A 24,383-nucleotide genomic window follows, 5' to 3' on the forward strand; every position below is an offset into this window, starting at 1 on the left:
GTCAAAGTTCAATTTTTTTTCCTCTAATCAAAAGGATACGCCAGTTATGAGCGATCGAAGCACTGTTAGACCCGTTGAGATTCTGCTGATTGAGGATTCGCCCAGCGACGCCGATTTGGCAATAGAAGCCTTCGGTCAGGGTAAAATATTGAATAACTTACATTTTGTGGAGGATGGAGTTGAAGCAATCAAGTTTTTACGCAAAACAGCACCCTATCTGGGCGTACCCCGTCCTGATTTAATTTTGCTGGATTTGAATCTGCCCAAAAAAAGTGGCGTTGAAGTGCTAGAAGAAATTAAAACTGACCCTAATTTAAAATTAATTCCTGTAGTGATTCTCACCACTTCAGCAGCTCCGGAGGATATTGCCAAGTCCTACTCGCTCCACGCCAACTGTTACATAACTAAGCCTGTAGACTTCGTACAATTTACTAAAGTAGTCAGGTTAATTGAGGAATTCTGGCTCGCAGTCGTCAAACTTCCTCTAAATTAAACAACAGATACTTTGCTGATGGCCAATAGAAAATTTTTTCAACTTTTTGAAATTCGGTATAGGAGGATTCACCCAGCAGTCCTGATATCGGTAAAAAATGCAAATGTAGGCTAACTGCAAACCCCAGAGCCATTTCTCATGCCAGAATCGCAAATAGTATCACTTGGCTAGAAAAAGTCTGGCAAAAAGCATTTTTTTCACAAGTGGCATAAGAGTGGAAGATGGAGTTTGATACTCCCCATGCCTAAAGGCGAGGGGATTCTTGAAGAAACCATAATCGGATCTACAAAGGCGCTATCAATTCGCCGCTACTCGCTCAACTTGAATTTCTTCAAGCATTGCGTATACTTTAGTTTTTTTTGCTTTCAGAGTCCATCACTAGCCAAAAGTTACGGTACGCTCAACAACCAGCCTTTTGTTTGCCCTTTAACTATTCCGAATCAAGTCGGATATGTCCGTTGCCGGGATTGCACCGTACTAGGTTGTTTCAACACGTAGATGGTTATTCCTACTCAATCTTCTTAATCATAACATCAATTTTCGATATGTTTCATTGATCGATAGTTCGGACAGTTTTTTAACGACTCTGTAAGCGTTACAGACTAAGCCCTGGCATTTTTAATGATTTTTTGAAACGAGCGGGCTAGACTTAAAGATTGAAAAAATAGTCAGCCCTATAGCCATCAAGGGTTTGAGATACTCGATCAGATCTAAAACTGTCCTTCGTATTGATTGATGTATGTAAAGAAATATTGAAGGCGGTTGAAACCGCTACCGACTTGGATCCGTGTCGTTAGCCCGGGGCTTGCGTTTCGCTCTTCGGTCAGCAAGGATTTTTTTCCAGCCAGAAAGTTTGTAGTGGGCGTACCCCGTCTTGATTGCATTATGCTTGACTTGAATTTGGCTAAATAAAGTGGTTTGGAAGTGTTACCAAATAATAATTTTCAAGTTGCAAATGGCAGGGTCAAGAAAAAAAGTTTAAGCTGAGATTGATACGCCGTGAAAATGTTACAGCCAAAAACCTCTAAGCTATGTGGATTAAGATTCTGTTAATAGAAGACAATCCCGCTGATGCTGATTTGCTTGCAGAACTTTTAGAAGTATCTGGGGGCGTTCAGTGGGAACTCGTGTCTGTTGAGTTCCTGCATGAGGCGATCGCCCAACTGTCCAAACAACACTTTGATATAGTATTGCTCGACCTTTCTTTACCCGACAGCCGCGGTTTGGAAACCCTAACTCGCCTGCGAGAAGTTGCTCCCGATACAGCAATGGTGGTAATGACAGGCTTGGACGATGAGGCGATCGCCCTAGAATCAGTTCGCTTGGGAGCTCAAGATTACATTGTTAAAGGTCAAATTACTACTCCATTATTAGTGCGGACTATCCGCTACGCGATCGAACGATCGCAAACATTCCAAATGCTGCGGGAAAGCGAGCGGCGTTTTCGGGCGATTTTTGACTCTTCCTTTCAACTCACCAAGCTGCTGACTCCCGAAGGAGTCGTGCTGGAAGTCAACGAGACAGCCCTCGATTTTGCCGGAGTGCGATCGCAAGATATAGTCGGCCGCCCGATTTGGCAAATGGTGATTTGGCCTCAAACCCGAAATTTTTCCGAACAACTGCAATTTGCGATCGCCAAAGCCAGCCGCGGCGAGTTTTTCCGCAGCGAAATCGACTTGGTAGGCAAAAACGGCCAAATTGTCACAGTTGATTTCTCACTCAAACCTGTTAAAAATGAGACAGGACAAGTTTTGCTGCTGATTGCTGAAGCCCGCGACATTAGCGATCGCAAACGCGCAGAAGCTGAAATTCTCAAAGCCCTCGCACGAGAAAAAGAACTTTCCGAACTGCGAGCCAAATTTGTCACCATGGTTTCCCACGAATTCCGCACCCCCCTGACAACCATCCAATTTTCCGCTGGATTGCTCCAAGATTACAGCGCTAAGTGGTCAGAAGAAAAAAAATCTACTCATTTTGTGCGGATTCAACTAGCCATCAAACGCATGACAGAGTTATTAGAAGATATCCTCGTAATTGGCAAAATAGAAGCAAACACCTTACCATTTCAACCGATTTCCTTAAACCTCGAAAAATTTTGCCGTCAACTCGTAGAAGAACAGCAGCTCAACGATAGCAACCAACATCCGATCGCCTTTATACATGAAGGCGGCAACTGCGACGCTCAAATGGATGAAAAACTGCTGCGGCAAATGTTGGGAAACGTCCTCTCAAATGCCATCAAATATTCCCCCGCCGGCAGTTCAGTTTCCTTGAGACTAAATTGTCAAAACGGCAAAGCTGTTTTCCAGGTTCAAGACCAGGGCATCGGGATTCCCCAAACCGATATAGAGCGGATCTTAGAAACTTTTTACCGAGCTACAAATGTCGGCACTATTTCAGGAACAGGTCTCGGTTTAGCAATTGTGAAAAGAGCCGTGGAACTTCACGGCGGCAAACTGGCGATCGAGAGTCAAGAAGGAAAAAGCACAACTTTCACTATTACCTTACCTTTAATTTGTGCTAGCCAATAAGCTGCTGCGCCAGAGAGAGAGAGTGCGAGAGGGGAAGACGAGTTGATTAATGTTAATAGTTCATTCAAATATATAGCGGTTCTCATAAAGACGAGGTATGTCACATTCTGCTACGATCGTCGGATTGATAACACACACGCGCCCAGAGCCTCTTTACCGGAGTTTAACCTCAGAAAGCTTGGAAGCATCTCAGTTTTGGAAAAAGCATTTTTTTTACAGTGCGAGCGTCCCCGCTCGCGTGCTTTATAAAGCACGCGAGCTCCCGACACCACTACAAATACAAAACTGAGATGCTCCCGAAAGCTTATAGGAAAGAAACTATCGATTACCAATTACCCATTAGCCATTACCAGACATACATCATTTTTGGGAGAAAGGTTATACAATTTAAATGCAGTACAGATTCAGGGTGCATCTAGCGCAAGGCGAATATATTCGTAGGGGCGAAGCATGACCGCAGTCAATATGAGATGATAACTAATAACTTATATGCGGTCATGCTTCGCCCTCTTCCTTGCGCCAGATGCACCCCAGCTTCACGACTAAATTATCAACTATAAGCATCCGCCACTTAACGCTCAGTTAACAACACAAACAAACAAATTTGTCAAGTATCCTCACACAGATCTTTTGCAACAACTACTAACGAAAAGGAGCAATAACCGTGGCAAAGATTTTAGTAATAGAAGACGAAGAATCGATTAGAGAAAACATTTTAGAGTTACTGGAAGCCGAGAATTTTGAAGGCATTGGAGCGAACGACGGTAAAGTCGGTATCAAATTGGCGATCGCACAAATCCCCGATTTAATTTTGTGCGACATGATGATGCCGGAAATTGACGGTCACGGCGTCCTCAAAGCTTTGCGTTCCGACCCCATAACTGCCACAATTCCGTTTATTTTCCTCACAGCCAAAGCCGATAAAAGTGACATTCGCACTGGCATGGAAATGGGAGCAGACGATTACATTACTAAACCTTGTACGCCACAAGAACTGCTAAAAGCAATTGCTATTCGACTTGATAAACAGAAAACAATTAGCAAGCAATCTCAAAAAACCCTAGACGAATTACGCATTAATATTAGTATGTCGCTCCCCCACGAATTGCGGACTCCTTTGAATGCTATTCTGGGCTTTTCCGAGTTAATTTTGTCAGAATATCAGGTGTTCGAGGATTCAGACATCTTAGAAATGATCGGTCAAATTAACACTTCAGGTCATCGCTTATATCGGCTGATTCAGAACTTTTTGCTGTATGCAGAACTTGAGATAGCAGGCACAAATCCCGAACTGCTAAAAGAAATGCGCTGTAGCCAATTTAGCTGCGTACAATCTTTGCTCACTCAAAAAGCGCTCCAGCAAGCGAAACAGGTGAATAGAACAGATGATTTAAAATTAAATTTGCAGGATGCGTCGGTAGCTATTGATTCTATGAGACTTACAAAAATTGTTGAGGAACTGCTGGACAATGCCTTCAAATTTTCTTTAGAAGGAACGCCAGTTTTATTAAGCACTTTCGTGGAAAATGAGACTTTTATTCTGTCTGTCAAAGACCAAGGCCGCGGCATGACTCCCGATCAGATTGCACAGCTAGAAGCTTACAGGCAGTTCGATCGCAAACTTTACCAACAACCAGGTTTGGGATTGGGCTTGGCCATTGTTCAACGCCTAGCAGAATTGCACGGAGGAAAATTTAAAATAGAAAGTTTGCCACAGCAAGAAACAATAGTTTCCGTTTCCCTGCCAATCTAAACAATTTTAGATTTTAGATTTTATATTTTAGATTTTAGACTTGGGGATGATTTACTAAATCGGGGTTGGGATCTTCCCTAAAGTTACATTATTTTGGGAAAAAGTAAACCAGAATTATGGTATTCTAGATTAAAATTGCATATTTAAATCTAGAATACCCATCTCCCCCTCTCCCGGGAGCATCTCAGTTTTGTATTTATAGTGCGAGCACGCAAGAGCTCGCGTATTGTACAATACGCGAACTCTTGCGTGCTCGCACTCAAAGAAAAAATGCTTTTTATAAAAATGATATGCTCCCCATTCTTCCCCTCTCCCCCTCTCGAACATAACAGACAATCTCTCGGGCAAACAAAGCTTATGCAGGAGCGATCGCCCGTTTCACACATCGGTGCATATAAATTTGAGCTACCTTATCCCCAGGATTGACTTGCAAGCACGCCGAAAACAATCTTGTAGCTTCGAGAAATTTGTCACTATTGTAGAAAACCAAACCTTGCTCAAACATTGTCTTTGTATCTAACTTTTTCTGCCGCAACTCGGGCGGATCGGCCGTAAATATTTCATAAACCGTTACCATGCGCGATTTGCCTTTGACTGTAACGCGATCGATCAACCTAAAATCATAAACATCATTTAACTGTACAAAAGTATTGTGAGTAATTAACATCGAAACTCCATACTCTTTCGTCAAACTTTCCACGCGAGAAGCTAAATTAACCGCATCGCTAATCACCGTGCTATCCATCCGATTTTGCCCCCCCACCGTGCCTAACATCAAAGAACCCGTATTGATGCCAATGCCAATTTGTAGCGGCGCGCGATCGGGCCGACTGCGACTCATATTATACTCGTTAAGCTGCTGTAGCATGGCAATTCCAGCTTTCACCGCATCGTCCGCACTGCCATTAAACAGCGCCATAATTGCATCGCCAATGTATTTATCAATAAACCCAAAATTTTCAGTAATTGCAGGCTCCATCCGCGACAAATAAGCATTAATAAATTGAAAATTTTCTTCAGGACTCATCTGTTCTGAAAGAGCCGTGAAATTCCGAATATCTGAAAACAACACCGACATTTCTTTCTGCACCTGATCGCCTAATTTTACATCCAGAATACTTTCATATCCCAGAAAGTGTAGAAATTGGTGCGGCACAAACCGCCCGTAAGCATCTGTTAATTTTTCTTCCGCTGCTAAAGCCTTTTGCAGCTCATCTGTGAAGTTGCGGCGCTCGGTTTCTACCTCTTGACGCTCTGTGATATCTTGAAAAACTGCGATCGCGTAAACAATGTTTTTCCGTTCGTCGTAGATTGGAGTCGCCCAAATCTCGATCGGCACAATCCTCTCCGGGCGGTGAATTTCTGCATCATCAGAGTGCACCACTTCCCCCCCCAGCGCCCGCACAATCGGTTGTCTCTCGCTTGGATACAGCTCATTAGTTCCGGCGCAGTAAGTTTGATAAACTTCCGGCAAAGTGCTAGGAATAACATCAGAAACCAAGCCTTTGCCAAGTATTTTCTCAGCCCAAGAATTCATGTAACAAGGTTTCCCAATACCATCAACCACAAATATACCCACCGGCACCGCTTCCAGCAATTGAGTCAGCCGATTTTCGCTTTCTAACAGTGCTTCATTGAACTTTTCTTCAGCTATCAAAGCTTTTTCCAAATCATTCGTAAACTTCAGGCGTTCCGCATCTACAAGTCTTCGCAAAGTAATATCCTCAGCAAAACCCTGGTAGTAAAGCAGTTCACCCCTAGCATCAAAAACAGTACGTGCATCCTCAGAAATCCAGATAATACTGCCATCTCGGCGGTAAACTTCCGACTCAAACTCAGACACAGTACCGTACTGTTCCATCAACGCAAAAAACTCTTGACGGCGGTGCGGTTGCACGTACAATTGCCGCTGAATCTCATTAACACTTGCCATCAATTCTTCAGGGGAATCATAGCCGTAAATTTGAGCGAGAGCAGGATTAGCGCTAATCAAAGTTCCGTCAGGTGCAGTCTGAAAAATACCTTCGAGAGCATTTTCAAATATCCGGCGATACTTCTCTTCAGCTTGCACCAGCGCTGCTTCAGCTTGCTTGCGTTCCGTAATATCAGTAAAAGCAATAATCCCGTAGCAAATATCCCCGAGAGAATCATAAATAGGAGTCGCCCAACTCTCCACCGGAATAACCTTATTACCAGTCCGAATTTCCACACCCTCAGTCCGCACACTTTCGCCCCGCAGCGCCTGCATAATTGGCAATTCTTCCACAGGACATCTCTGATTAGTTCCGGCTTTATAGAATTGATAAATTGCTGCTTTCTGCTCCGAATTAATATGGGGTACAGTGCCTTTCCCAAATACATCCCGCGCCTTTTGATTAGCATAAAAAGATTGACCGTTCGCATCAAGCACGCACACGCCCAACGGCATCGCTTCCAGGTATTGCGTCAACCGACTTTCGTTTTCGTGGAGTTTAGCAATCAGCATCGCCTGCTTGCGGTTTAATCTTGCCAACTCCTGATTCATTTCCTGAAGTTCTATTTGTTTTTCAGCTAATTGTTTATCTTGAAAATATCTGTAGATTGCCTCAGTAACAGTTAATTTTAAATCATCGGTTTGCCAAGGCTTAGGTATGTATCGGTACAATTTAGCATAATTAATAGCATTGGCTACCGCCTCCAAATTAGCCTGCCCCGTCAGCATAATCTTGAGAGTTCTCGGCGAGATGGCATGAACGCTTCTCAATAGCTCGTCTCCTTTCATATTCGGCATGATATGATCGGAAATAATCAAAGGAACTTCATACTGTTCTGCTAAAAGTTCAGACAGCAATTCCAAAGCTTCTTCGCCGCTTTGGGCAGTTTCAATTAAATATTTATCTTCAAAGGCTTTTAGCAGGTCTATTTCCAGACTATCGAGTATAGTCTGCTCATCATCCACACAAATAATCACAGGTTTTTTCATAACTTTGCTAGACCAGACTTAATCGCTTCAATTAATTCTTGATTTTGCCAAGGTTTTTGTATAAAAGCATGAAGATTGGCTTGAGATTTTGTGCGTTCAATTGCTTCTTTGTCCGCTTGTCCTGTCAGCATAACTGTCACAATCTGCGGATATTTTTGATGAATTTTAATCAGCAACTCATCTCCTTTCATTCCAGGCATCAACCAATCAGAGACAATAACTAGAATGTTAACCTCATCTTCACACAGCTCTTCAATAATCTCCAGTGCTTCGGCAGCACTTTCAGCAAATTCGCAAAGATATTTACCCTTAAATGCCTGTTGCAGTTCAATTTCCAGACTTTCCAACACCGCTACTTCATCGTCAACACACAAAATTGCTGGTTTAGACATCGCTAGTTTCCTCCTTTCGTCTGGCAGGGTGAACCCGGATGGGCAGCACGCCGTTTTCCAAATTCTACATTCCGCGCGCCTAGACTGCAAATTTTTAGCCCCAGATTTCAGTCTGGTGTTTTACCTACTCAATTAAATTAATCGGCAAAGACACTGTAAATGCAGTTTGACCGGGCACTGACTCCACATCAATTGTACCCTGATGTTTTTTAATGATTTTTTTGACAATATCCAATCCTAATCCGCTGCCTTCTCCCGCTGGTTTGGTCGTAAAAAACGGCTCAAAAATTTTCGGCAAAATCTCCGGTGAAATTCCAGCGCCACTGTCGGTAATTTTTACGGCAAAGTTGGTATCTTGCTGCAAGGCGTCAATTGTTAAAGTTCCTTGATTGTCCATCGCTTGTAAGGCATTGTGAATTAAATTTGTCCAAACTTGATTGAGTTCGTCTGGATAACACAATACCGGAGGCAATTGAGCTTGATAGTTTCTGACGATTTCTACACCTTGTTTTAGCTGGTTCTGATAAAGAGTTAATACAGTTTCAATTCCATCAGTGATATTCACTTCTAGTTTATCCCCATGCACATCGTAACGCGCATAATTTTTGAGAGCAAAAACGACTTTTGCAGCGCGTTCTGTAGCGGTAGCGATGGTTCTGGCGCTTTTTTGAATACTAGCAAAATCGTAGGCGGTTTTGATAATATTTTCGCTGTCAGGGTCTTTGAGCAACGGCACGAATTCTTGCACATTTCCTTGCAATCCGATATTGACTAAAATGCTAGCAAGGCTGTCAGCATTATCAATCCCTTCCGCATCTAGTTGCTGCTTCACGCCTCTTTTAAATTCCCGTTTTTCTCGCGTAGATAAAGAGTAAGTTTGTTGGCGGGAACTGTACATTAAACTCAAAAAATCATGCTGGCGTTCGGCAGACAGTTCTTTAAAAAAAACTGGCAAACTGTCGAGATTGTTATCCAAAAAGCCGGTAATATTCCCAATAGACGATCGAATCGCCCCTAGCGGCGTATTAATTTCGTGAGCAATGCCTGCAATCAGTTGCCCTAAGGCAGCCATTTTTTCCGATTGAACTAATTGCTCCTGAGTTGCTTGCAGTTGCTCTAAAGTGATTGTCAGTTCATCGTTTTTCTGTTTGAGTTTTTTTTGCAACTGGCACATTGCTAAATGGGTTTCTACTCTAACTAGCACCTCTTCCATCTGAAAGGGTTTGGTAATATAATCTACTCCGCCTACAGCAAAAGCTTTAACCTTATCTAGTACGTCATTTATCGCGCTGATAAAAATCACCGGAATGTCGCGAGTGCGTTCATCAGCTTTGATTTTTTCGCAAACTTCATACCCGTTCATTTCGGGCATCATAATATCCAGCAAAATCAAATCGGGAGGCATACCTTGTGCGGCCGAAAGTGCTAACTCGCCGCTCGGTACGGGGCGGACTTTATAGCCCTTGCCATTCAAAATTCCGGCTAGCAGTCGCAAATTCGCTGGGGTATCGTCCACTACTAAAATATTACCGGGAGGGGTACTAGGAATGTCATTATTCATGTGAGCTTGCTTGAGAGATTAACTTTAAAACTTTGTCGTACTCGAAATTTTCTATACAATTGGCGATCGCAGCAGCAGTTACTGTATCCTTTAATCTAATTTGGTCGATCGAACTCTCAATGAAATCCATATCCACTTTTAGTATGGCCAGCTTTAAATCAGCTACCAGCGACTCAGGCAATTTAAGGAAGTCAGCCGCAGTCATTTCGCGATCGCGCTCTTTGACTGCCGATGAGTTAGCTTGCCCCGGATCTTCATAAATATAGCGTACTCCGATATGTTTGTGCATAGCATCGAAAATATCGGCTTCCCGGAAAGGTTTCCGCATAAAAGCATCGCAGCCCGCCGACAAAATTACAGCCCGTTCTTCCTCCAAAACGCTCGCAGTCAGCGCAATAATAGCAGTAGCTTGACCTTTAATAGTGCCTTTAATGTATTGTGTTGCTTCGTAGCCGTCCATCACGGGCATTCTCATGTCCATCCAAATTAAATGCGGCTCCCAATTGTCCCAAATCTCAATAGCTTCTTGACCGTTAGTAGCTTCTTTCAGTTCAAAACCCAGAGGATTGAGAAGCTTAATCAACAGTTGGCGGTTGAGCAGTTTATCATCTACTATCAAAATTCGATAGGGGTGTTGGTTGGGTTCCAAGGCAATCACATTGCGAGTTTGTTTTGGGATAGAAATATCAGCCGCCTCCACCGCAATAACTTGAATATCAAACTGAAAATTAGTGCCCTTCCCAACAGCAGAATTGACGCTGATTTCGCCACCCATTAATTCCACAAATTTGCGGCTGATTGGCAATCCCAAGCCTGTACCTTCTTGGGAATCTTTGCCTGTCTGGGTTTGCACGAAAGCTTCAAAAAGATTGTCTAATTCATTGGCAGCAATACCTGGGCCAGTATCTTCGACTTCAAAATGAATAAAGAAGGATGAGGCAGAAGTTGAACCGTCATTGTGGCTTTTATAACTCGCATTTTCTGACAAAGTTAAATGTGGAGATTTAATGTTATTACTGACCTCAATTCCTGTATTTTTGTAGGTTTTTGATACAAGATTATTTACTGATTTTTTCTCTCGGTCTTGGCTGATTAAATGCTTGCTAGCTCTGACACAAACACCGCCATATTCTGTGAATTTAAGAGCGTTATTTAGCAAATTAATTAATATTTGCCGCAATTTTAACTCGTCAGTTTCTACGTATTGCGGTAAGTCGGGACTGCGATCGAAAACTAACTGCAAATGCTTGTCGTCTGCTTTGAGTTGAAACATATCGTCCAAGTCGTGTAGCAGGCGATAGAGGTCGAATTTTTTGGGATTGAGGGTGGTGCGCCCCGATTCAATTTTAGATAAATCGAGCACGTTATTAATCAGGGTGAGCAGGTGTTCTCCGCTGCTGCTAATTATGCTAAGATTTTCTTGGTGTTCTCGGGATAGGGTTTGGCTGCGAGTCATCAGTTGGGAAAAGCCGAGAATTGCATTGAGGGGCGATCGCAATTCGTGACTCATGTTAGCCAGAAAGGCACTTTTAGCTTGATTGGCTACTTCCGCCTTGTCCTTGGCTACAGCCAATTCGGCAGTCCGCTCTTGCACTCGGTGTTCTAAAGTTGCAAAAGATTGTTGCAGTTGTTGAGCCATGCTGTTAAATGACTTGGCTAATTCTCCCAATTCGTCGGAACGTTCGCTTTCTACTGTGGTGTCCCATTCGCCTTTAGCAATATTTTTAGCTGCTGTATTTAAGCGCAAAATTGGATTTGTCACCCACCGAGAAGTCTGAATGCCGATAACTACAGCTATGGCTAAAGCTGCCAAACAAAGCCAAATTGTCATGCGAGTATTGGCATCGATTTGTTCGGTGAAATCTGCTTCAGGAACAACTACCACAATCAGCCAGTCCAAACCTTTGCCGTCTTGGAAAGGTAGGACTTTTACAAATTGTCGCTTGCCGTCTATTTCAAAATTTAAGATATAGGAAGTTTTAATTTCCTTTAATTCCCGAAAACGAGCTGCTACATATTTAGCTGTAGCTTGAGTCGAGGGGTCAACACTCTCTTCTGCTTTAAACAGTTCTTTTTTATTATCTTTGGTACGGAATGGTTGTTCGGCTGTTGAAGTTGCGAGTAACGTACCATTTCTTTCGACAATAAATGCTTGACCGGATTTGCCGATCTTGAGACTGTTTAAAAATATTCCAATATGGTCGAGACGCAAAGCAGCAATTAATACTCCTTCTAGCTGGTTGTTATCGTATACAGGTTGGAGTGCGCTGAGTATTAATGTTGGTTCAAGAAACGAAATATAAACTGAGCTCCAAGTTGGTTTGCCGACATTAGCTGCATTTTGGTACGAAGGATGTTCGCGGATGTCAAATTTTTTGACCATTGCTGCTACGGTAGTGCGATCGCCTGTATTGTTAGTATTGTATGAATAAAAATCAAAGCCAGTAGATTTGCCTGACATATTAATCATGAGAGGGCCAGTTGAGAGTTTTTCTCCGGTTCTATAGTCTCCCTTGTTGTTAGCAATAGATGTAAAATTTATATAAGGATATAATTGTACTTGTCGCCAAAGATATTTCTCCCAATCTGATAAATTTTCCATGTTTAACAAGCCCAGTTTGACAGTATCGAGCTTGCTTTGATTGATTTGATGGGGAGTAGTCAGGTAAACTTGCAGGTTTTGCTCGACACGCAAACTCACCTCGCTCATTAACTGAGTGGCAAGATTATTAACTGCTTTTTGTCCGTTTCTAAAGGAGAGATATCCTACGAGTCCCACGGCTGCGACGATTTGCAGCACAAATGGAACTATGAGAACAGTTCTCAGCGATAATTTATCTAACATTTTATCAATCATAAGATTCAGAGGTTTGGTGAACTTAGCCTAGAACCGTTCTTGGAGAGCTTATCTTAACAGCAGCGCCATCTACTACCTACTAGCTAGAGGAAATTGATGCGGGCTGTATTAGCTGTGGTAGACGCTGAACCGCGATCGAATGTGAGCCTAATCTTTGCTTAGATTAAAGTATATTATTTTACCCATTGTCCTATTATTTTGAGGATAATTGTCAAAATTTGCCGTCTCAGGCTGCGAGAAGTGCCTGATACACGATACGCGCGGGCGAGTAGAACCCGCATCGGCCCAGCGGTTTGGAGAGGGTCGATCGAATTTGCTCGATCGACTAGCCATTTTCGACAAGACGTGTTATACTCAAAAAACGTTGAGGGCACGTAGCTCAGTGGATAGAGCATCAGGTTCCGGTCCTGAGGGTCGGGGGTTCAAATCCCTCCGTGCTCACTGAAATTAATAAAAAGATCGATCGTTCGCGATCGATCTTTTTTATGACCAATGTTCAACAGTTGACAGTTGACAGTTGACAGTTGACAGTTGACAGTTGGAGAGCGACCTCTACCCAGAAGGATGAGGATTGGAGTAATGAATAGTCTGATTTTAATTTCTCCCGGGCTTGGGGCTTTCAATCAATTATTTCTGGTAAAGGAGTTCTGGCTGTGCGGGCGATTTCAGAACACAGCAGCGCGCACCGCACACCCTACAACAGACTGCCGATTGTCAAATATCGTCATCGTTTTGACCTTGCACGCCCTGGAGAATCCGCGATAACTCACTCTTCTCATTAACCGAAATCCGAGTTGGAGAACCGCTGATTATCCGTTCGTAGCCACGGAACGAATCTTTAATTTGTGGGCCTCTTTCAGTAATCGTGTATTCTCGAATTCCTTTGTCGTGCCACGAACCGCGCATCTTAAACACATTAATTGCCCGCGACATTTCGCCTCGAATCTCTACATACTGAAGCATGATAATCGTGTCAGTAATTGTAGAAATATGGGAGTCCGTAATCGAATGAGAACCCATAAACTGGTCGCTGGTATTCGTAAAAAAGCCGGTGATTTCTTCCTGCTTCGCAAAACCAGTCACCCCAATCACAAATTGTCTGAAAGCATTATTGCTGACACCCCTAGCTAGGGCTGAAAGCGAGTCTATGGCAATTCGAGAAGGTTTGAACTCAGCAATTTCTGATTTAATCGTCTGCAAGTGGTCTTCCAAGCCCGCAGATTCGGGGTAAGTACACAGCAGCTTCAGCAGTCCTTTGTGTTCCATTTCCTCAAAATCAATGCCCCAAGAATAAGCATTGCGGAACAACTGAGCTCGCGACTCTTCATAGGCAAAAAGTAGTGCCCGATTGCCGTTCATACAAGCATTCTGCAAGAACTTGCTTACCAACAGCGTTTTGCCGGTTCCCGTCGCACCGGTAGCCAAAATAATCGAGTCTTTAAAGAAACCGCCGCCGCACATCTCGTCGAGAGTTTTATCGCCGGAAGAAACCCGCACGTTAGAAGACTTTTGAGTTAATCGCATGGCCCCCAAGGGGAAAATATTAATACCATCATTGGTCATAGTAAAAGGATATTCACCCTTCATGTGAGTTGTACCGCGCAACTTCAAAATTTCGATGGTGCGGCGGCGGCGTTCGCCTTCCAAGACGTTGCGAACAATCACGACATTATCCGACACAAACTCTTCCACTCCAAACCGCGCCACCGGGCCGTATTCTTCAACCCGTTCGGTAGTCATAACTGTAGTTGCGCCTACTTGTTTGAGGCGCGCAACTAAGCGAAAGATTTCTCGGCGCACCACAGATGCAGCTTCGTACTGCTGAAATACGGCTGTTACTGAATCTATAGAAACGCGCTTGGCTTTGTACTTGCGAATGGCGTACTGAATTCGCTCGATTAAAGCAGATAAATCAAAGTTTCCCACAATATCCTGACCTTCTGGATCGGGGGAAGCATCTAAAATAAATAGCTTGCCTTCATCTATTAGCCGTGCCAAATCCCAACCGAAACTGCAAGCATTTTTAATAATATCTGTCGGAGATTCTTCAAAAGTTACGAGGACTCCAGGTTCGTCAAAATGGATGATTCCGTTATATATAAATTGTACGGCAAATAAAGTTTTTCCCGTTCCTGACGTGCCGCTGACTAGGGTGGTTCTGCCGATCGGCATTCCGCCGTGACTGATGTCATCGAAACCCTCAATCATCGTGCGAATCTTTTCAACGCCTGCCGTTACCAATCCTTCTGGTTGCACCGTTTGACTAATTTCATTCATGTCGATTTTTGTCAACTCTCAGTATTCTTTATTTCTCACTCATTAACCCAGCCCATGAGTCTTTATACCCAGCTTGTAATTTGGGTTCTTGCTCAATAACTAATGACTGCTGACTGCGGATCAATGACTGTCTTCTGATTATCTTATGAATTCAGGTCTTCTTCGCGAAGTTCTTCATAGAGCAAATCTAATCCTATCAGAACTTTCTCGCGATCGGACAAATCGCCGATAATTTTTCGCACCGGCGGCGGCAGGATTTTCGCCAGGGTGGGGGTTGCTAGAATTTTGTCCTCTTCTGCTAGCTGAGGATTTTTGAGAACGTCTATGACTTTCAGGGCGTAGACTCCTTGAAATTCCTGTTCTAGGATGTCTTTTAGGGTTTTCAAAGCTCGCACTGAGTTGGGAGTGTTCCCGGCAACGTACAGCTTCAGAATGTAGGTTTTCTTCAGAGGACTCATGAACTTTTTTAAATGTTGAGTGTTAGTTGTCAGATGTTAGTTGTAGTTGTTATTGGTCTTGAATCCGCTGTTCTTTGTTATTTTATAATAATTTCAGCGTCACGATCGCGCTGCCGACTGTCTTCTCCTTTCTAGTTTGTTAAATTTTTCCTTGCTTCTTGCTTTTTGCTTCTTGCTTCTACCAGAAAGAATTGGTTGAAAGCCGGAACCCTTGTAGGGAGAAATTAAAATCAGACTATTCATTACTCGAATCCTCGGACTTCCAGGTAGATGTCGCCCTCATCCCTTCGACTGCACTTGGGGGGCAAGCTGTCAACTGTCAACTGTCAAACGATTTAGGATTTAGGATTTTCGATTGGGGATTGAAGATTTTTAATTGTCAACTGTCAACTGTCAACTCTTCCTTCTTCCTTCTTGCTTCTTCCTTCTTCCTTCTTCCTTCGTGACAACTGTCAACTGTCAACTGTCAACTGAACTTGAGATGTTTCTTTGGGAATCGATCGCCTGTACATCTCGCATAGATGAGCGATCGCGTCAATCAGAGTCAAGCGGTAATCGAGCAATATTTCCTCGCTGCGGCCTTCTAATTTTAGCTGTTTAGCAAATTCGTCCATCAATTCCATGTGAATTTCTACAACTTGAGTCACGGGAACATCGGCAAAAAAAGCTAAATTTACAAATTCATCTATTTGATTGTTGACCGCAGTATCTTCATCAAAATAATTTAAAACGATGTCGCGATAACTTGACTTGAGTTGCTCCAAAAACTTTTGCTTCTCTTCTCCCGAAAGATTTCGTAAAAAAATCTGAGAATTTCTTTTATAATACACACCTAAGTATCCTAATCGCTCCCGTAATTTTTCCGCAAGTCGGCGCTGCTGTCGTTGGAGTAAACTTTGAGCAGTCAATTGGGCCGTGGCATCGACCCTTGCGGATTGGTCATTGACAGGAACCGGAGTTGAAAGTTTCAGAAATTGTGCGATCGCCCGATCGATACTTGTACCTAGGTCGCTCGATCTCGCGATTGGTAGTTGCACCTCAGCCGGGTGATAAAAAAAAGCACAACTTTTTTGATCTTGACTCTTCTCGGCGGTACTCGCCGCGCCCTCCAAAGCATCTGAGGGTGGTGCTTCTTGGCTGCCATCCCCTGCCGGCTGGGGCAAAAAAAACACAGCAGGTAAAAAGAGCGATCGTTCTTGCAGCTTGCTCAAAAGCAATTGCAAATCCCTATCTACGTCATCTACGTCAAAAACCAAACAATCGAGGTGGTAATTGTGCTTGAGGAATCCCAAAAACTCCACCGCCGATTTAATGTGCGTTAACGTATAGCGTTCCCCGCTCAAAAGCTCGATCGCATCGCTGGCATTTTTTTCAGAGCGGATAAAAATACCGATCGACAGTTGGGGCAGCAAACCTGTAGGTGAACTACCCAAGTTGCCCGAAAGTGCTGGATCGCTCAGAGTTGATATCTCCTTATATAATAAAATACTTAACATTTTAACAATCATTTAAACATTTATTGTAACCAATCTTAACTGCAAAATATGGCGATCGGCTTTTAGCAGCGGGATCGTCAGAGTGTACTTATTGGCAGATGTGTCAAGCACCCCTATCCTGATTTCTGCAATTAAGCTTAAGGCTTAAAATAATTGGTAGTTGCCTCAAATCAGGTGCAGGCATCAAATTCGTAGGTCTCGGTGCAGATCCGGGGCTCGATCGAGAACTGGTATAAAACTAAATAAGATACAAAAGATCGGCAGCTACATTGGTATCAAAAATATTACTGCTATTGATAGCAGACTCTCAGGTTTGTTATGTCAACCACCAGCCCCAGTCTCAAAAATTTTATCGAGTTAGTGCCCCTGTGCCTCCAAACGGCGGCGCTATCATCGCTACAGTCAATTTTCAGCCAGGGCAACTGCGATCGAATTGCAGTAGTCAACGAACAGCTACAACCCCTAGGATTAGTTTACCTGAGCCGCTTTTGGGTCTGGGCGATCGATCGCACAAACGACTGGGAGCAACCTTTGTCAGCAAGTTCGCTGCCGATCGAGCCGATCCGGGTAATCCCTGGGACTCTGAGCGTCAGCGAATTCTGGGAATATTTGCAAATAGAGGAACTTAACACCCCTGCGGAGTCTGGCCTTAGCGCCGGTGGTGGCTCCAAAAGCCCGATCGGCCTGACAGATGCCAGCGGGAAATTTTTAGGAATGCTAGAGTGTCAGAGCCTGCTGCAATTCGCCGCAGTTAACAGCAGCCTGAGGCCCGAAGCCACAGCAGTCAAAGAAATTGAATTAACCACGGTTTCCGCAGCCATCGCCACAGCCCTAGGATCTCAAGTGCGCTTCCTAGAAGCAGGATTGAAACCCTCGGAAAACCTCAACTCCCTAGTCCAACTCCTAGAAAAACTGCCCCTACCCCTGAGATTGCAAACTCCCACCGGCCAAATAGTCAGCCAAAACGCAGCGTGGCGGATTTTGCTGGGATCTGGCCCAGATCCAGTTCCCGAACCAACAGCAAATTTGGGCAAACACTCGCCCCACAAACCAAGCCATGTAGCAACAGAATACAAGAGCGTTGAAGTAGATGCCGTCACATCTGAGTGCAGGAGCCTAGTAGGAGCAAGTCGATCGGGCGAGGGGCTGCGGGATAGCTTCGCCGCGCGTGATGGAACCGCAGCCACCAGTTGTCCGCTACCCCTGTACGCCGCCGCCTCTCCATCTACCTTAACCGCTCCAGCTTGGTGTCCCACCGCCGGCAAACCAGATACATATATTTGTGATTGTCCCGTACAAACAGGTCAAGAACGGATCTGGCAATTTGTCAAACAGCCTCTCTCAAATCAACTAATTTTAGTAATGGGACAAGATGTCACCGAAGAACATTTAGTCGCCAAAGAACTAGCAGCAAAAAACGCAGATTTAATCCACCTCAACCGACTCAAAGACGAATTTTTGTCCTGCATCAGCCACGAACTAAAAACCCCTCTCACCGCCGTCCTCGGTTTGTCCAGCCTCCTCAAAGATAAATTGATCGGAGAACTCAACGATCGCCAAACACGCTACGCCAAACTAATCCATCAAAGCGGGCGGCATTTGATGACAATAGTGAACGACATTTTAGACTTGACCCGCATGGAAACCGGGCAGCTAGAACTAATTCCCGAACCAGTCGAAATAGCAGCCACCTGCAAAAGAGCCTTTGAACAAGCAAAACAACTGCAACAGCAAGAAGAAAAATCACCTTCCCAGCCCAGCCAAACCAAGGGCGAAGCTTCTCAAGAAGAACCACCTGTAAAAATTGAATTTACACTCGAAATAGAGCCGGGACTGAGCTATTTAATTGCCGACGAACTAAGGCTGCGGCAAATGCTCGTTAACTTGCTTTCCAACGCCCTAAAATTCACCGAAGCTGGCGGCAAAATAGGATTGAAAGTAAATGTTTGGGAAGGTTGGCTCGCCTTCACAGTTTGGGATACCGGCATCGGCATCCCGGCTGACAAACAGCACCTGATCTTTCAGAAATTTCAACAGCTTGAAAGCCCGCTCACCAGGCGCTTTCAAGGAACCGGACTGGGACTGGTACTGACTCAACGGCTCGCCCGTCTCCACGGCGGAGACGTTTCGTTTATTTCCTCAGAAAACCAAGGCTCTGAATTTACATTGTTGCTGCCCCCAAATCCTCCGGGAAATAGCGGGGAAGAATTCCCAGCACATACAGGGAACGAGGAAGAATTATTCAAACCAAAATATCAGATTCCGATCGCCAATTCTCGCTCTCGTTTAGTGTTAATAGTCGAAGCAGTTCCTAAATATATCGAAGATTTAAGCAAAGTCCTCTCTGGTTTGGGCTACCAAGTAATAGTCGCCCGTTCCGGCACCGAAGCGCTGGAAAAAGCTCGCAGGTTCAGTCCCGAAGCGATTTTCCTCAACCCGCTGCTGCCGCTGCTGTCCGGCTGGGACGTGCTGACGCTGCTGAAGAGCGATCCGGATACTCGATCGATTCCGGCGATCGTCACAGCCACCAGAGGCGAAAAAGAACGGGCTTCTGTCAACCGCGCCGAAGGCTTTTTGAGCTTGCCGGTGGAAGAAGCCGCTTTACGGCGGCTGTTGGCAGACTCGATCGGTCGCCCCGATGCCAGTACGAGCAAGGTCAGGAGTTCTTTAACCGTGTTGTGGCTCAGCCCGCAAAACAGTTCCTCTCAAGGTTCTGCTTTACTCCTCAACCCCAACTACTGCCGAGTTTTGGAAGCAGACGACCTCGGCCAAGCAGAACTCGTGGCGCGAATTTGGCGGCCCGATGCGATCGTCTTGGACAGTACCAGCCAACTGCAAAACCCCTTAGCTTTTATCGAACAGTTAAGTCTGTCTCGAAATTTGGGTGCTCTGCCCTTAGTGACTTTAGACCCCGTAACGACGCAACTAGCAAATCAAGTCAAAGGATTGTCGGTATTTCCCTGTTTGTCAGGCGGGAGTCCTGAAGGCAGTGAAACCTCAGGCACCGGGTTGGGGGCATCTGCCTTGTGGCAAGTGATTCAAGTAGCTGCGGGCATGAGTTGGAAGCCCAGCATTTTATTTGCTGACATTTTGACATTACCGGACTTGCACTGCACGACTCGGGTGAATCCGACGGGAGAATTGGCAAAGGGCGATCGATCGACCAAAGCCGAGATTCCCGTACCCCATGCCAAGTTTTCTACTCCCAACTTTCAAGCTTTGATTCAGTACATCCAAACGGCCGGCTTTCGAGGGGCGATCGCTCCCTGCTGGACAGAAGTTTTGCAGCAATTGCAATATCAAAGTGTGGACTTAGTGTTGCTGTGCTTGCGCGATACTCCCTCAGAATCGTCCGCGATGCTGCAAGCGCTATCGAACCTGCGGCAAATGGCTGTCAAACTGCCAATTTTAGTCTGGGACGATCGATCTGCTGTAAATTCGGAATCGGAGGCGATCGACTTTCTGCTGCAAGAAGTATCTGCCAAAATTTTGCCTTCTTCCTTGTCAGCAGCACAATTGTTAGACAAAATTCAACAGACTTTATTAACTAAATAAAGTCGATTCATTCAATTGACAGTTAACAGTTGACAGTTGACAGTGACAAGCGAATTTCTGCATATGGTACCCGCCACGTGATTTATCCGTGGAATCAATCCCAAATCGAAAATCGAAAATCCTCTCTTCCCCCGAATTTATCCGTGGGGTCGCCTCTAAAATCCTAAAATCTAAAATGTAAAATCTAAAATCGATTGACCTTTGCCTGGAAGTAAGAGGATTGGAGTAATGAATAGTCTGATTTTAATTTCTCCCGATCGGGCGCAAGGGCTTTCAACCAATTCTTTCTGGTAAAAATGAATAAATTATATCGTTTCCGGTTGCATCGGAATTATATATTTGAATCGTTGAGCGTGCGAGCGTCACGAAGAGCGATTCAGGCCGCTCTTCGTGACGCTCGCACTACATAATTTCGATGCAACCGGATTTGATATTACCCATTTACCGTGAGAATTTCAGCGCTCTCGAAAGCAGTTAATAAAAAGTATTGCTTAGGAGTAAAAACAAATTCAGGAAACTATTTTAGGGAAAACCGCGCAGCGTTGCGAGTCAGGAAACAAGAAAACATCTGATTTTTGTAAAAAGGATTTTTTTATTGGAGTGCTGTCCCCGCTCGCTTAGTTAGATAAACCAGCGAGCCTCCCCGCTCGCACTATAAAATCAAAATTGAGCTGCTCCCAGAAACAATATCAAAAGTCAAAAATATGAGTTATTATAGGCGATCGAGAAACCATTATATTTTTTGCTGGGGCTGATAGCGTGCCTAATCGTCTTCCTCTAATATCTCTGTTACTCGCACTCGGTTTGTGGACAATGCCCAAGCCCGTTGCCTGTCAGGCACTCCTGCCTTACACCCTGCAAATCGACTCAGCCGGACTCGAACAGACAGCCTTGAGCCTTGCAGAACGAGCCGTTCAGCTAGCGAGACTCCAGCAGTTCCAACTCGCCGTCCCCAGCGCCGAACTCGCGACGCAGTTAGCCCCCAAGAATGCTCAAACTTGGACTTTGTTAGGCAGCTTGTACCTTCAAATCGAGCAGTTTGACAAAGGCATTGAAGCTTTAGGGCAAGCTCAATCTCTGTCGCCAGAAAATGCGTCAATTAAATTTGTCTTGGGAGAAGCTCACTTTCGGAAAGCGAACTACGAGAAAGCAGCCGAATACTTGCAAGCAGGGTTAAAAATAAAGCCCGACACTCCGGGCGCATTATTTGATTTAGGTAACGCTTTTTACAAGCTAAAGCAGTTCGATCGCGCGATCGCCCAATATGAAAAAGCCTTTGCTTTAGAAAAAAAACTCTGGCCCGCTATCAACAATATTGGATTAGTCAAATACGAAATGGGAGATATCGATAACGCCATCCGCCGCTGGCAAGAAGCGATCGCGATCGACGACAAAGCAGCAGAACCAATGCTAGCTCTAGCAGTAGCACTTTACACCAAAGGCGACAAAGAAAAAGGTTTATCCCTGGGAGAAGCCGCCCTGAAATTGGACAAACGCTATGCCACAGTAACTTTTCTCAAAGACAACCTCTGGGGCGATCGCTTGATTGCAGCCACCCAAAACTTCCTGGCAACTCCCCAAATTAAAGCAGCACTCGCCAAAATTCAAGACGCCCCACCATCTCCCCAATTGTAACTAGAATTCTAGTTAGGTTAGTCGTGAGGATGGAGAGTCCTAAAAGCATTTTTTAGCTGAGGAGCCGTGTAAAAATAACTTGATCAGGTGCATTGCTAAACTGTATTTAATTTAAAGGCTCCAATTAAAAAGTTACGCAACTTATTTTTACATGATTCCTGAGCAAAAATGTACTCTTGGATATGGATTCCAAGGCAGATCCTTAGAATCAGTTAATCCAATCTCCAATTTGAAATCTAAAATCTAAAATCCCAAGTCTAAAATAGTATTACCAAGAAGAATGGGTTTAAAGTTTAAAGCCTCCTCCTTTTAGGGGAAAATAAAACAAAATTATTCATTGCTCCAATCCTCTTCGTTTTATGGAGAGATAGCTGTCCCAGCTCAACTGTCAACTGTCAACTGTCAACTGTCAACTGAACTATGACATCTACTACGATGATCGCCACTCCCCTAACCTGGACACAACTAGAAGCCCTTACCGACTTTCAAGTCGATACAGTCAACGGCCCCACCAACTCTCAATCCCGCTTGCGCCTCTTCGGAAAAACCGAATCCGATGTGAGAGTCACCCTGTACCGCGACAATCATGGCTGGTGTCCCTATTGCCAAAAAATCTGGCTGTGGTTGGAAGAAAAACAAATTCCCTACCGCATTGAAAAAGTTACCATGTTCTGCTATGGGGCAAAAGAAAGTTGGTACAAGCGTAAAGTGCCGTCAGGAATGTTACCCGCGATCGAACTAGACGGCCGCATCATTACCGAAAGCGATGATATCTTAATCGCCCTCGAACAAGTCTTCGGCCCCTTGAGTTTGGGCATGAAAAACCCCGAAGTCCTTCCGCTGCGGCGCCTAGAGCGACTGCTGTTTAGAGCGTGGTGCTCTTGGCTGTGCTACCCGGCGAGTTCAACCGCAATAGAACAACACAACCGCAAGCAATTTATCAGCGTCGTCGCCGATGTCGAAGCAGCACTCGCGCGATCGCCCGGGCCATATTTTCTGGATGAGTTTGGCACTGCGGATGTAATTTTTACGCCCTACGTCGAACGGATGAATGCCAGTCTTTATTACTACAAGGGATATTCCATGCGGGAAGAAAACCCGCGCTTTGCTGACTGGTTTGCAGGGATGGAAAGTCGCCCCACCTATCGCGGCACTCAAAGCGACTTCCACACGCACGTCCACGATTTGCCACCTCAAATGGGCGGGTGCTATGAAAACGGTGAACCGCAGATGCTAGTCAACAAAACCCGCGTAGATAATGGGCCTTGGGCCGGACTCCCGGATGTCATGTATCCAGAACCGGAAACCTCCCGCGCTGAAGCACTCCAGCGCGTCATCAAACACCGCCACAAGATCGTTCAAGTCAACCCTGCTGATGACAACTTATTCGATGAGGCTTTGCGCTGTGCTTTAACTTTGATGGTGACTGGCGAAAGTTGTACGCCGCCGGTTGGTTCTGATGGGGCTTTGCGGTATTTGCGCGATCGGGTAAATGTGCCCCGCGATATGTCCATTTACGCGGCCAAACGGCTGAGGGAAAGCTTAGAGGAAACTGCCGCCCTCGTGGGTGACGGTCAAGGTGAGCCTATTCCCGTGAAGCACCGGCGAGATCAAGATCCGGCTAATTTTGTATAGGGGGGCGATCGGAATCAGGCGAAACGATCGTTGCTGCTGCTGGCGCAATGACTCACGCGCTTAGTTGGTGATGCAGGAGAATAATCGATCTGACGGGGTGACAGGTTGCCTGAAAATCAGACAGTCCGGCAATCCTAGACAAATCGCCTAAAAAAAGATAGGGCAAGAAAGCTTCGGGAGCATCTCAGTTTTGCATTTGTAGTGCTGTCCCCGCTCGCACTCAAAGAAAAAATGCTTTTTACCAAAATGAGATGCTCCCTTTAGAAACTTTCCATTAAGGTTTTTTCTTGAGCGTAAACATCGCGCAATTGTTGCAATGCTGAGGCAGAAATTACCAATTTAACTGTAGCGACTAATTTACCCCACTCGTGCAAGCTGTCAACTGAAACAGCGGCTTTGAAGTTGTACGTATAAAATTTAGTCCAAAATTCTGGTGCTTGGGTGCGTTTCCAGCGTTTGTACCAGCCGAGATAGTCTTGGGTGCAGGCCGGTTTTACTTCTAAGATTGGGGGGAAATCGGCGTAGCTGACGAATCTGCTGAGGCCTTTGGCGTGTACGTACACCATGTTGTGACAGCATTCGATTCGGTAAATTTGGTCGGGCGTGATGTTGAACAAAAGTGCTACGGTTTCTTCGGTGACAAATCTCGATCGCGGATTGACCATCAACGATTTGTGAATAATTTTTGAGGCGCCGATCGCTGACGACGATCTTAACTGATTCTCTAATATCATTGTAGTTGCATCTGGTGGTGGTAGCTCAGTCTATCTGCTAGGTG

16 protein-coding genes and 1 tRNA gene are annotated in these 24,383 nt (G+C 44.8%); 7 read left to right on the top strand and 10 right to left on the bottom strand.

Annotation, left to right across the window (positions count from 1 at the left end):
* The first annotated feature begins 46 nt into the window (after positions 1-46).
* The 3 genes from JGK11_RS07700 to JGK11_RS07710 all read left to right on the top strand — a co-directional run bounded on the left by JGK11_RS07700 (position 47) and on the right by JGK11_RS07710 (position 4,777).
* Complete coding sequence (locus JGK11_RS07700; RefSeq protein WP_293175665.1) at positions 47-493, top strand: response regulator; 447 nt, start codon at positions 47-49, stop codon at positions 491-493.
* A gap of 1,031 nt (positions 494-1,524) precedes the next feature.
* Positions 1,525-3,024, top strand: coding sequence for an ATP-binding protein (locus tag JGK11_RS07705; RefSeq protein WP_293175663.1), 1,500 nt, complete (start codon positions 1,525-1,527; stop codon positions 3,022-3,024).
* Between the two features lie 664 nt (positions 3,025-3,688).
* Entirely contained in the window at positions 3,689-4,777 is a 1,089-nt protein-coding gene (locus JGK11_RS07710) for a response regulator (RefSeq protein ID WP_293175659.1), read from the top strand.
* Between the two features lie 355 nt (positions 4,778-5,132).
* Here the strand turns inward: JGK11_RS07710 and JGK11_RS07715 are convergent, their stop codons facing one another.
* The 5 genes from JGK11_RS07715 to JGK11_RS07735 all read right to left on the bottom strand — a co-directional run bounded on the left by JGK11_RS07715 (position 5,133) and on the right by JGK11_RS07735 (position 12,944).
* Positions 5,133-7,739, bottom strand: coding sequence for a PAS domain S-box protein (locus JGK11_RS07715; RefSeq protein ID WP_293189780.1), 2,607 nt, complete (start codon positions 7,737-7,739; stop codon positions 5,133-5,135).
* The gene (locus JGK11_RS07720; RefSeq protein WP_293175655.1) at positions 7,736-8,131 is read right to left on the bottom strand and encodes a response regulator; all 396 of its coding nucleotides are present in this window, start codon (positions 8,129-8,131) and stop codon (positions 7,736-7,738) included. The genes JGK11_RS07715 and JGK11_RS07720 overlap by 4 nt, the downstream gene beginning before the upstream one ends.
* 124 nt (positions 8,132-8,255) lie before the next feature.
* Entirely contained in the window at positions 8,256-9,692 is a 1,437-nt protein-coding gene (locus tag JGK11_RS07725) for a response regulator (RefSeq protein WP_293175653.1), read from the bottom strand.
* Positions 9,685-12,549 (bottom strand): hybrid sensor histidine kinase/response regulator, encoded by a 2,865-nt coding sequence (locus JGK11_RS07730; RefSeq protein ID WP_293204496.1) that lies wholly within the window; start codon positions 12,547-12,549, stop codon positions 9,685-9,687. The genes JGK11_RS07725 and JGK11_RS07730 overlap by 8 nt, the downstream gene beginning before the upstream one ends.
* A gap of 173 nt (positions 12,550-12,722) precedes the next feature.
* The gene (locus JGK11_RS07735; protein ID WP_293197530.1) at positions 12,723-12,944 is read right to left on the bottom strand and encodes a hypothetical protein; all 222 of its coding nucleotides are present in this window, start codon (positions 12,942-12,944) and stop codon (positions 12,723-12,725) included.
* On the opposite strand from JGK11_RS07735, the gene JGK11_RS07740 reads away from it, so the two are divergent.
* Positions 12,918-12,990: transfer RNA gene (locus tag JGK11_RS07740), tRNA-Arg, on the top strand. The two genes, JGK11_RS07735 and JGK11_RS07740, sit on opposite strands and share 27 nt — an antisense overlap.
* Before the next feature lie 273 nt (positions 12,991-13,263).
* Here the strand turns inward: JGK11_RS07740 and kaiC are convergent.
* From kaiC to JGK11_RS07760, 4 genes are all read right to left on the bottom strand, one after another.
* On the bottom strand, positions 13,264-14,826 hold the full coding sequence (kaiC, locus tag JGK11_RS07745) for a circadian clock protein KaiC (RefSeq protein ID WP_293175649.1): 1,563 nt from the start codon (positions 14,824-14,826) through the stop codon (positions 13,264-13,266).
* A gap of 143 nt (positions 14,827-14,969) precedes the next feature.
* A complete protein-coding gene (gene kaiB / locus JGK11_RS07750) occupies positions 14,970-15,284 on the bottom strand; it encodes a circadian clock protein KaiB (protein ID WP_265233654.1) in 315 nt (104 codons plus the stop codon).
* A 99-nt stretch (positions 15,285-15,383) separates the two neighbouring features.
* Positions 15,384-15,527 (bottom strand): hypothetical protein, encoded by a 144-nt coding sequence (locus JGK11_RS07755; RefSeq protein WP_293175647.1) that lies wholly within the window; start codon positions 15,525-15,527, stop codon positions 15,384-15,386.
* A 209-nt stretch (positions 15,528-15,736) separates the two neighbouring features.
* Positions 15,737-16,792 carry a circadian clock protein KaiA gene (locus JGK11_RS07760; protein WP_325314823.1) on the bottom strand — a complete coding sequence of 352 codons (1,056 nt, stop codon included), beginning with the start codon at positions 16,790-16,792 and terminating at the stop codon, positions 15,737-15,739.
* A gap of 306 nt (positions 16,793-17,098) precedes the next feature.
* On the opposite strand from JGK11_RS07760, the gene JGK11_RS07765 reads away from it, so the two are divergent.
* The 3 genes from JGK11_RS07765 (at position 17,099) to JGK11_RS07775 (ending at position 23,605) form a co-directional block, all read left to right on the top strand.
* On the top strand, positions 17,099-20,335 hold the full coding sequence (locus tag JGK11_RS07765) for a hybrid sensor histidine kinase/response regulator (RefSeq protein WP_293211175.1): 3,237 nt from the start codon (positions 17,099-17,101) through the stop codon (positions 20,333-20,335).
* Between the two features lie 759 nt (positions 20,336-21,094).
* Complete coding sequence (locus JGK11_RS07770) at positions 21,095-21,970, top strand: tetratricopeptide repeat protein (RefSeq protein WP_293175643.1); 876 nt, start codon at positions 21,095-21,097, stop codon at positions 21,968-21,970.
* 420 nt (positions 21,971-22,390) lie between these two features.
* Positions 22,391-23,605: a glutathione S-transferase family protein gene (locus tag JGK11_RS07775; RefSeq protein ID WP_293189787.1), complete on the top strand. Its 1,215-nt coding sequence runs from the start codon at positions 22,391-22,393 to the stop codon at positions 23,603-23,605.
* 260 nt (positions 23,606-23,865) lie between these two features.
* Here the strand turns inward: JGK11_RS07775 and JGK11_RS07780 are convergent, their stop codons facing one another.
* Positions 23,866-24,339, bottom strand: coding sequence for a hypothetical protein (locus JGK11_RS07780; RefSeq protein WP_293189789.1), 474 nt, complete (start codon positions 24,337-24,339; stop codon positions 23,866-23,868).
* Positions 24,340-24,383: the final 44 nt, after the last annotated feature.

Origin of the sequence: Microcoleus sp. PH2017_34_RAT_O_A, assembly GCF_020737885.1 — a bacterium.
Taxonomy (GTDB): Bacteria; Cyanobacteriota; Cyanobacteriia; order Cyanobacteriales; family Microcoleaceae; genus Microcoleus.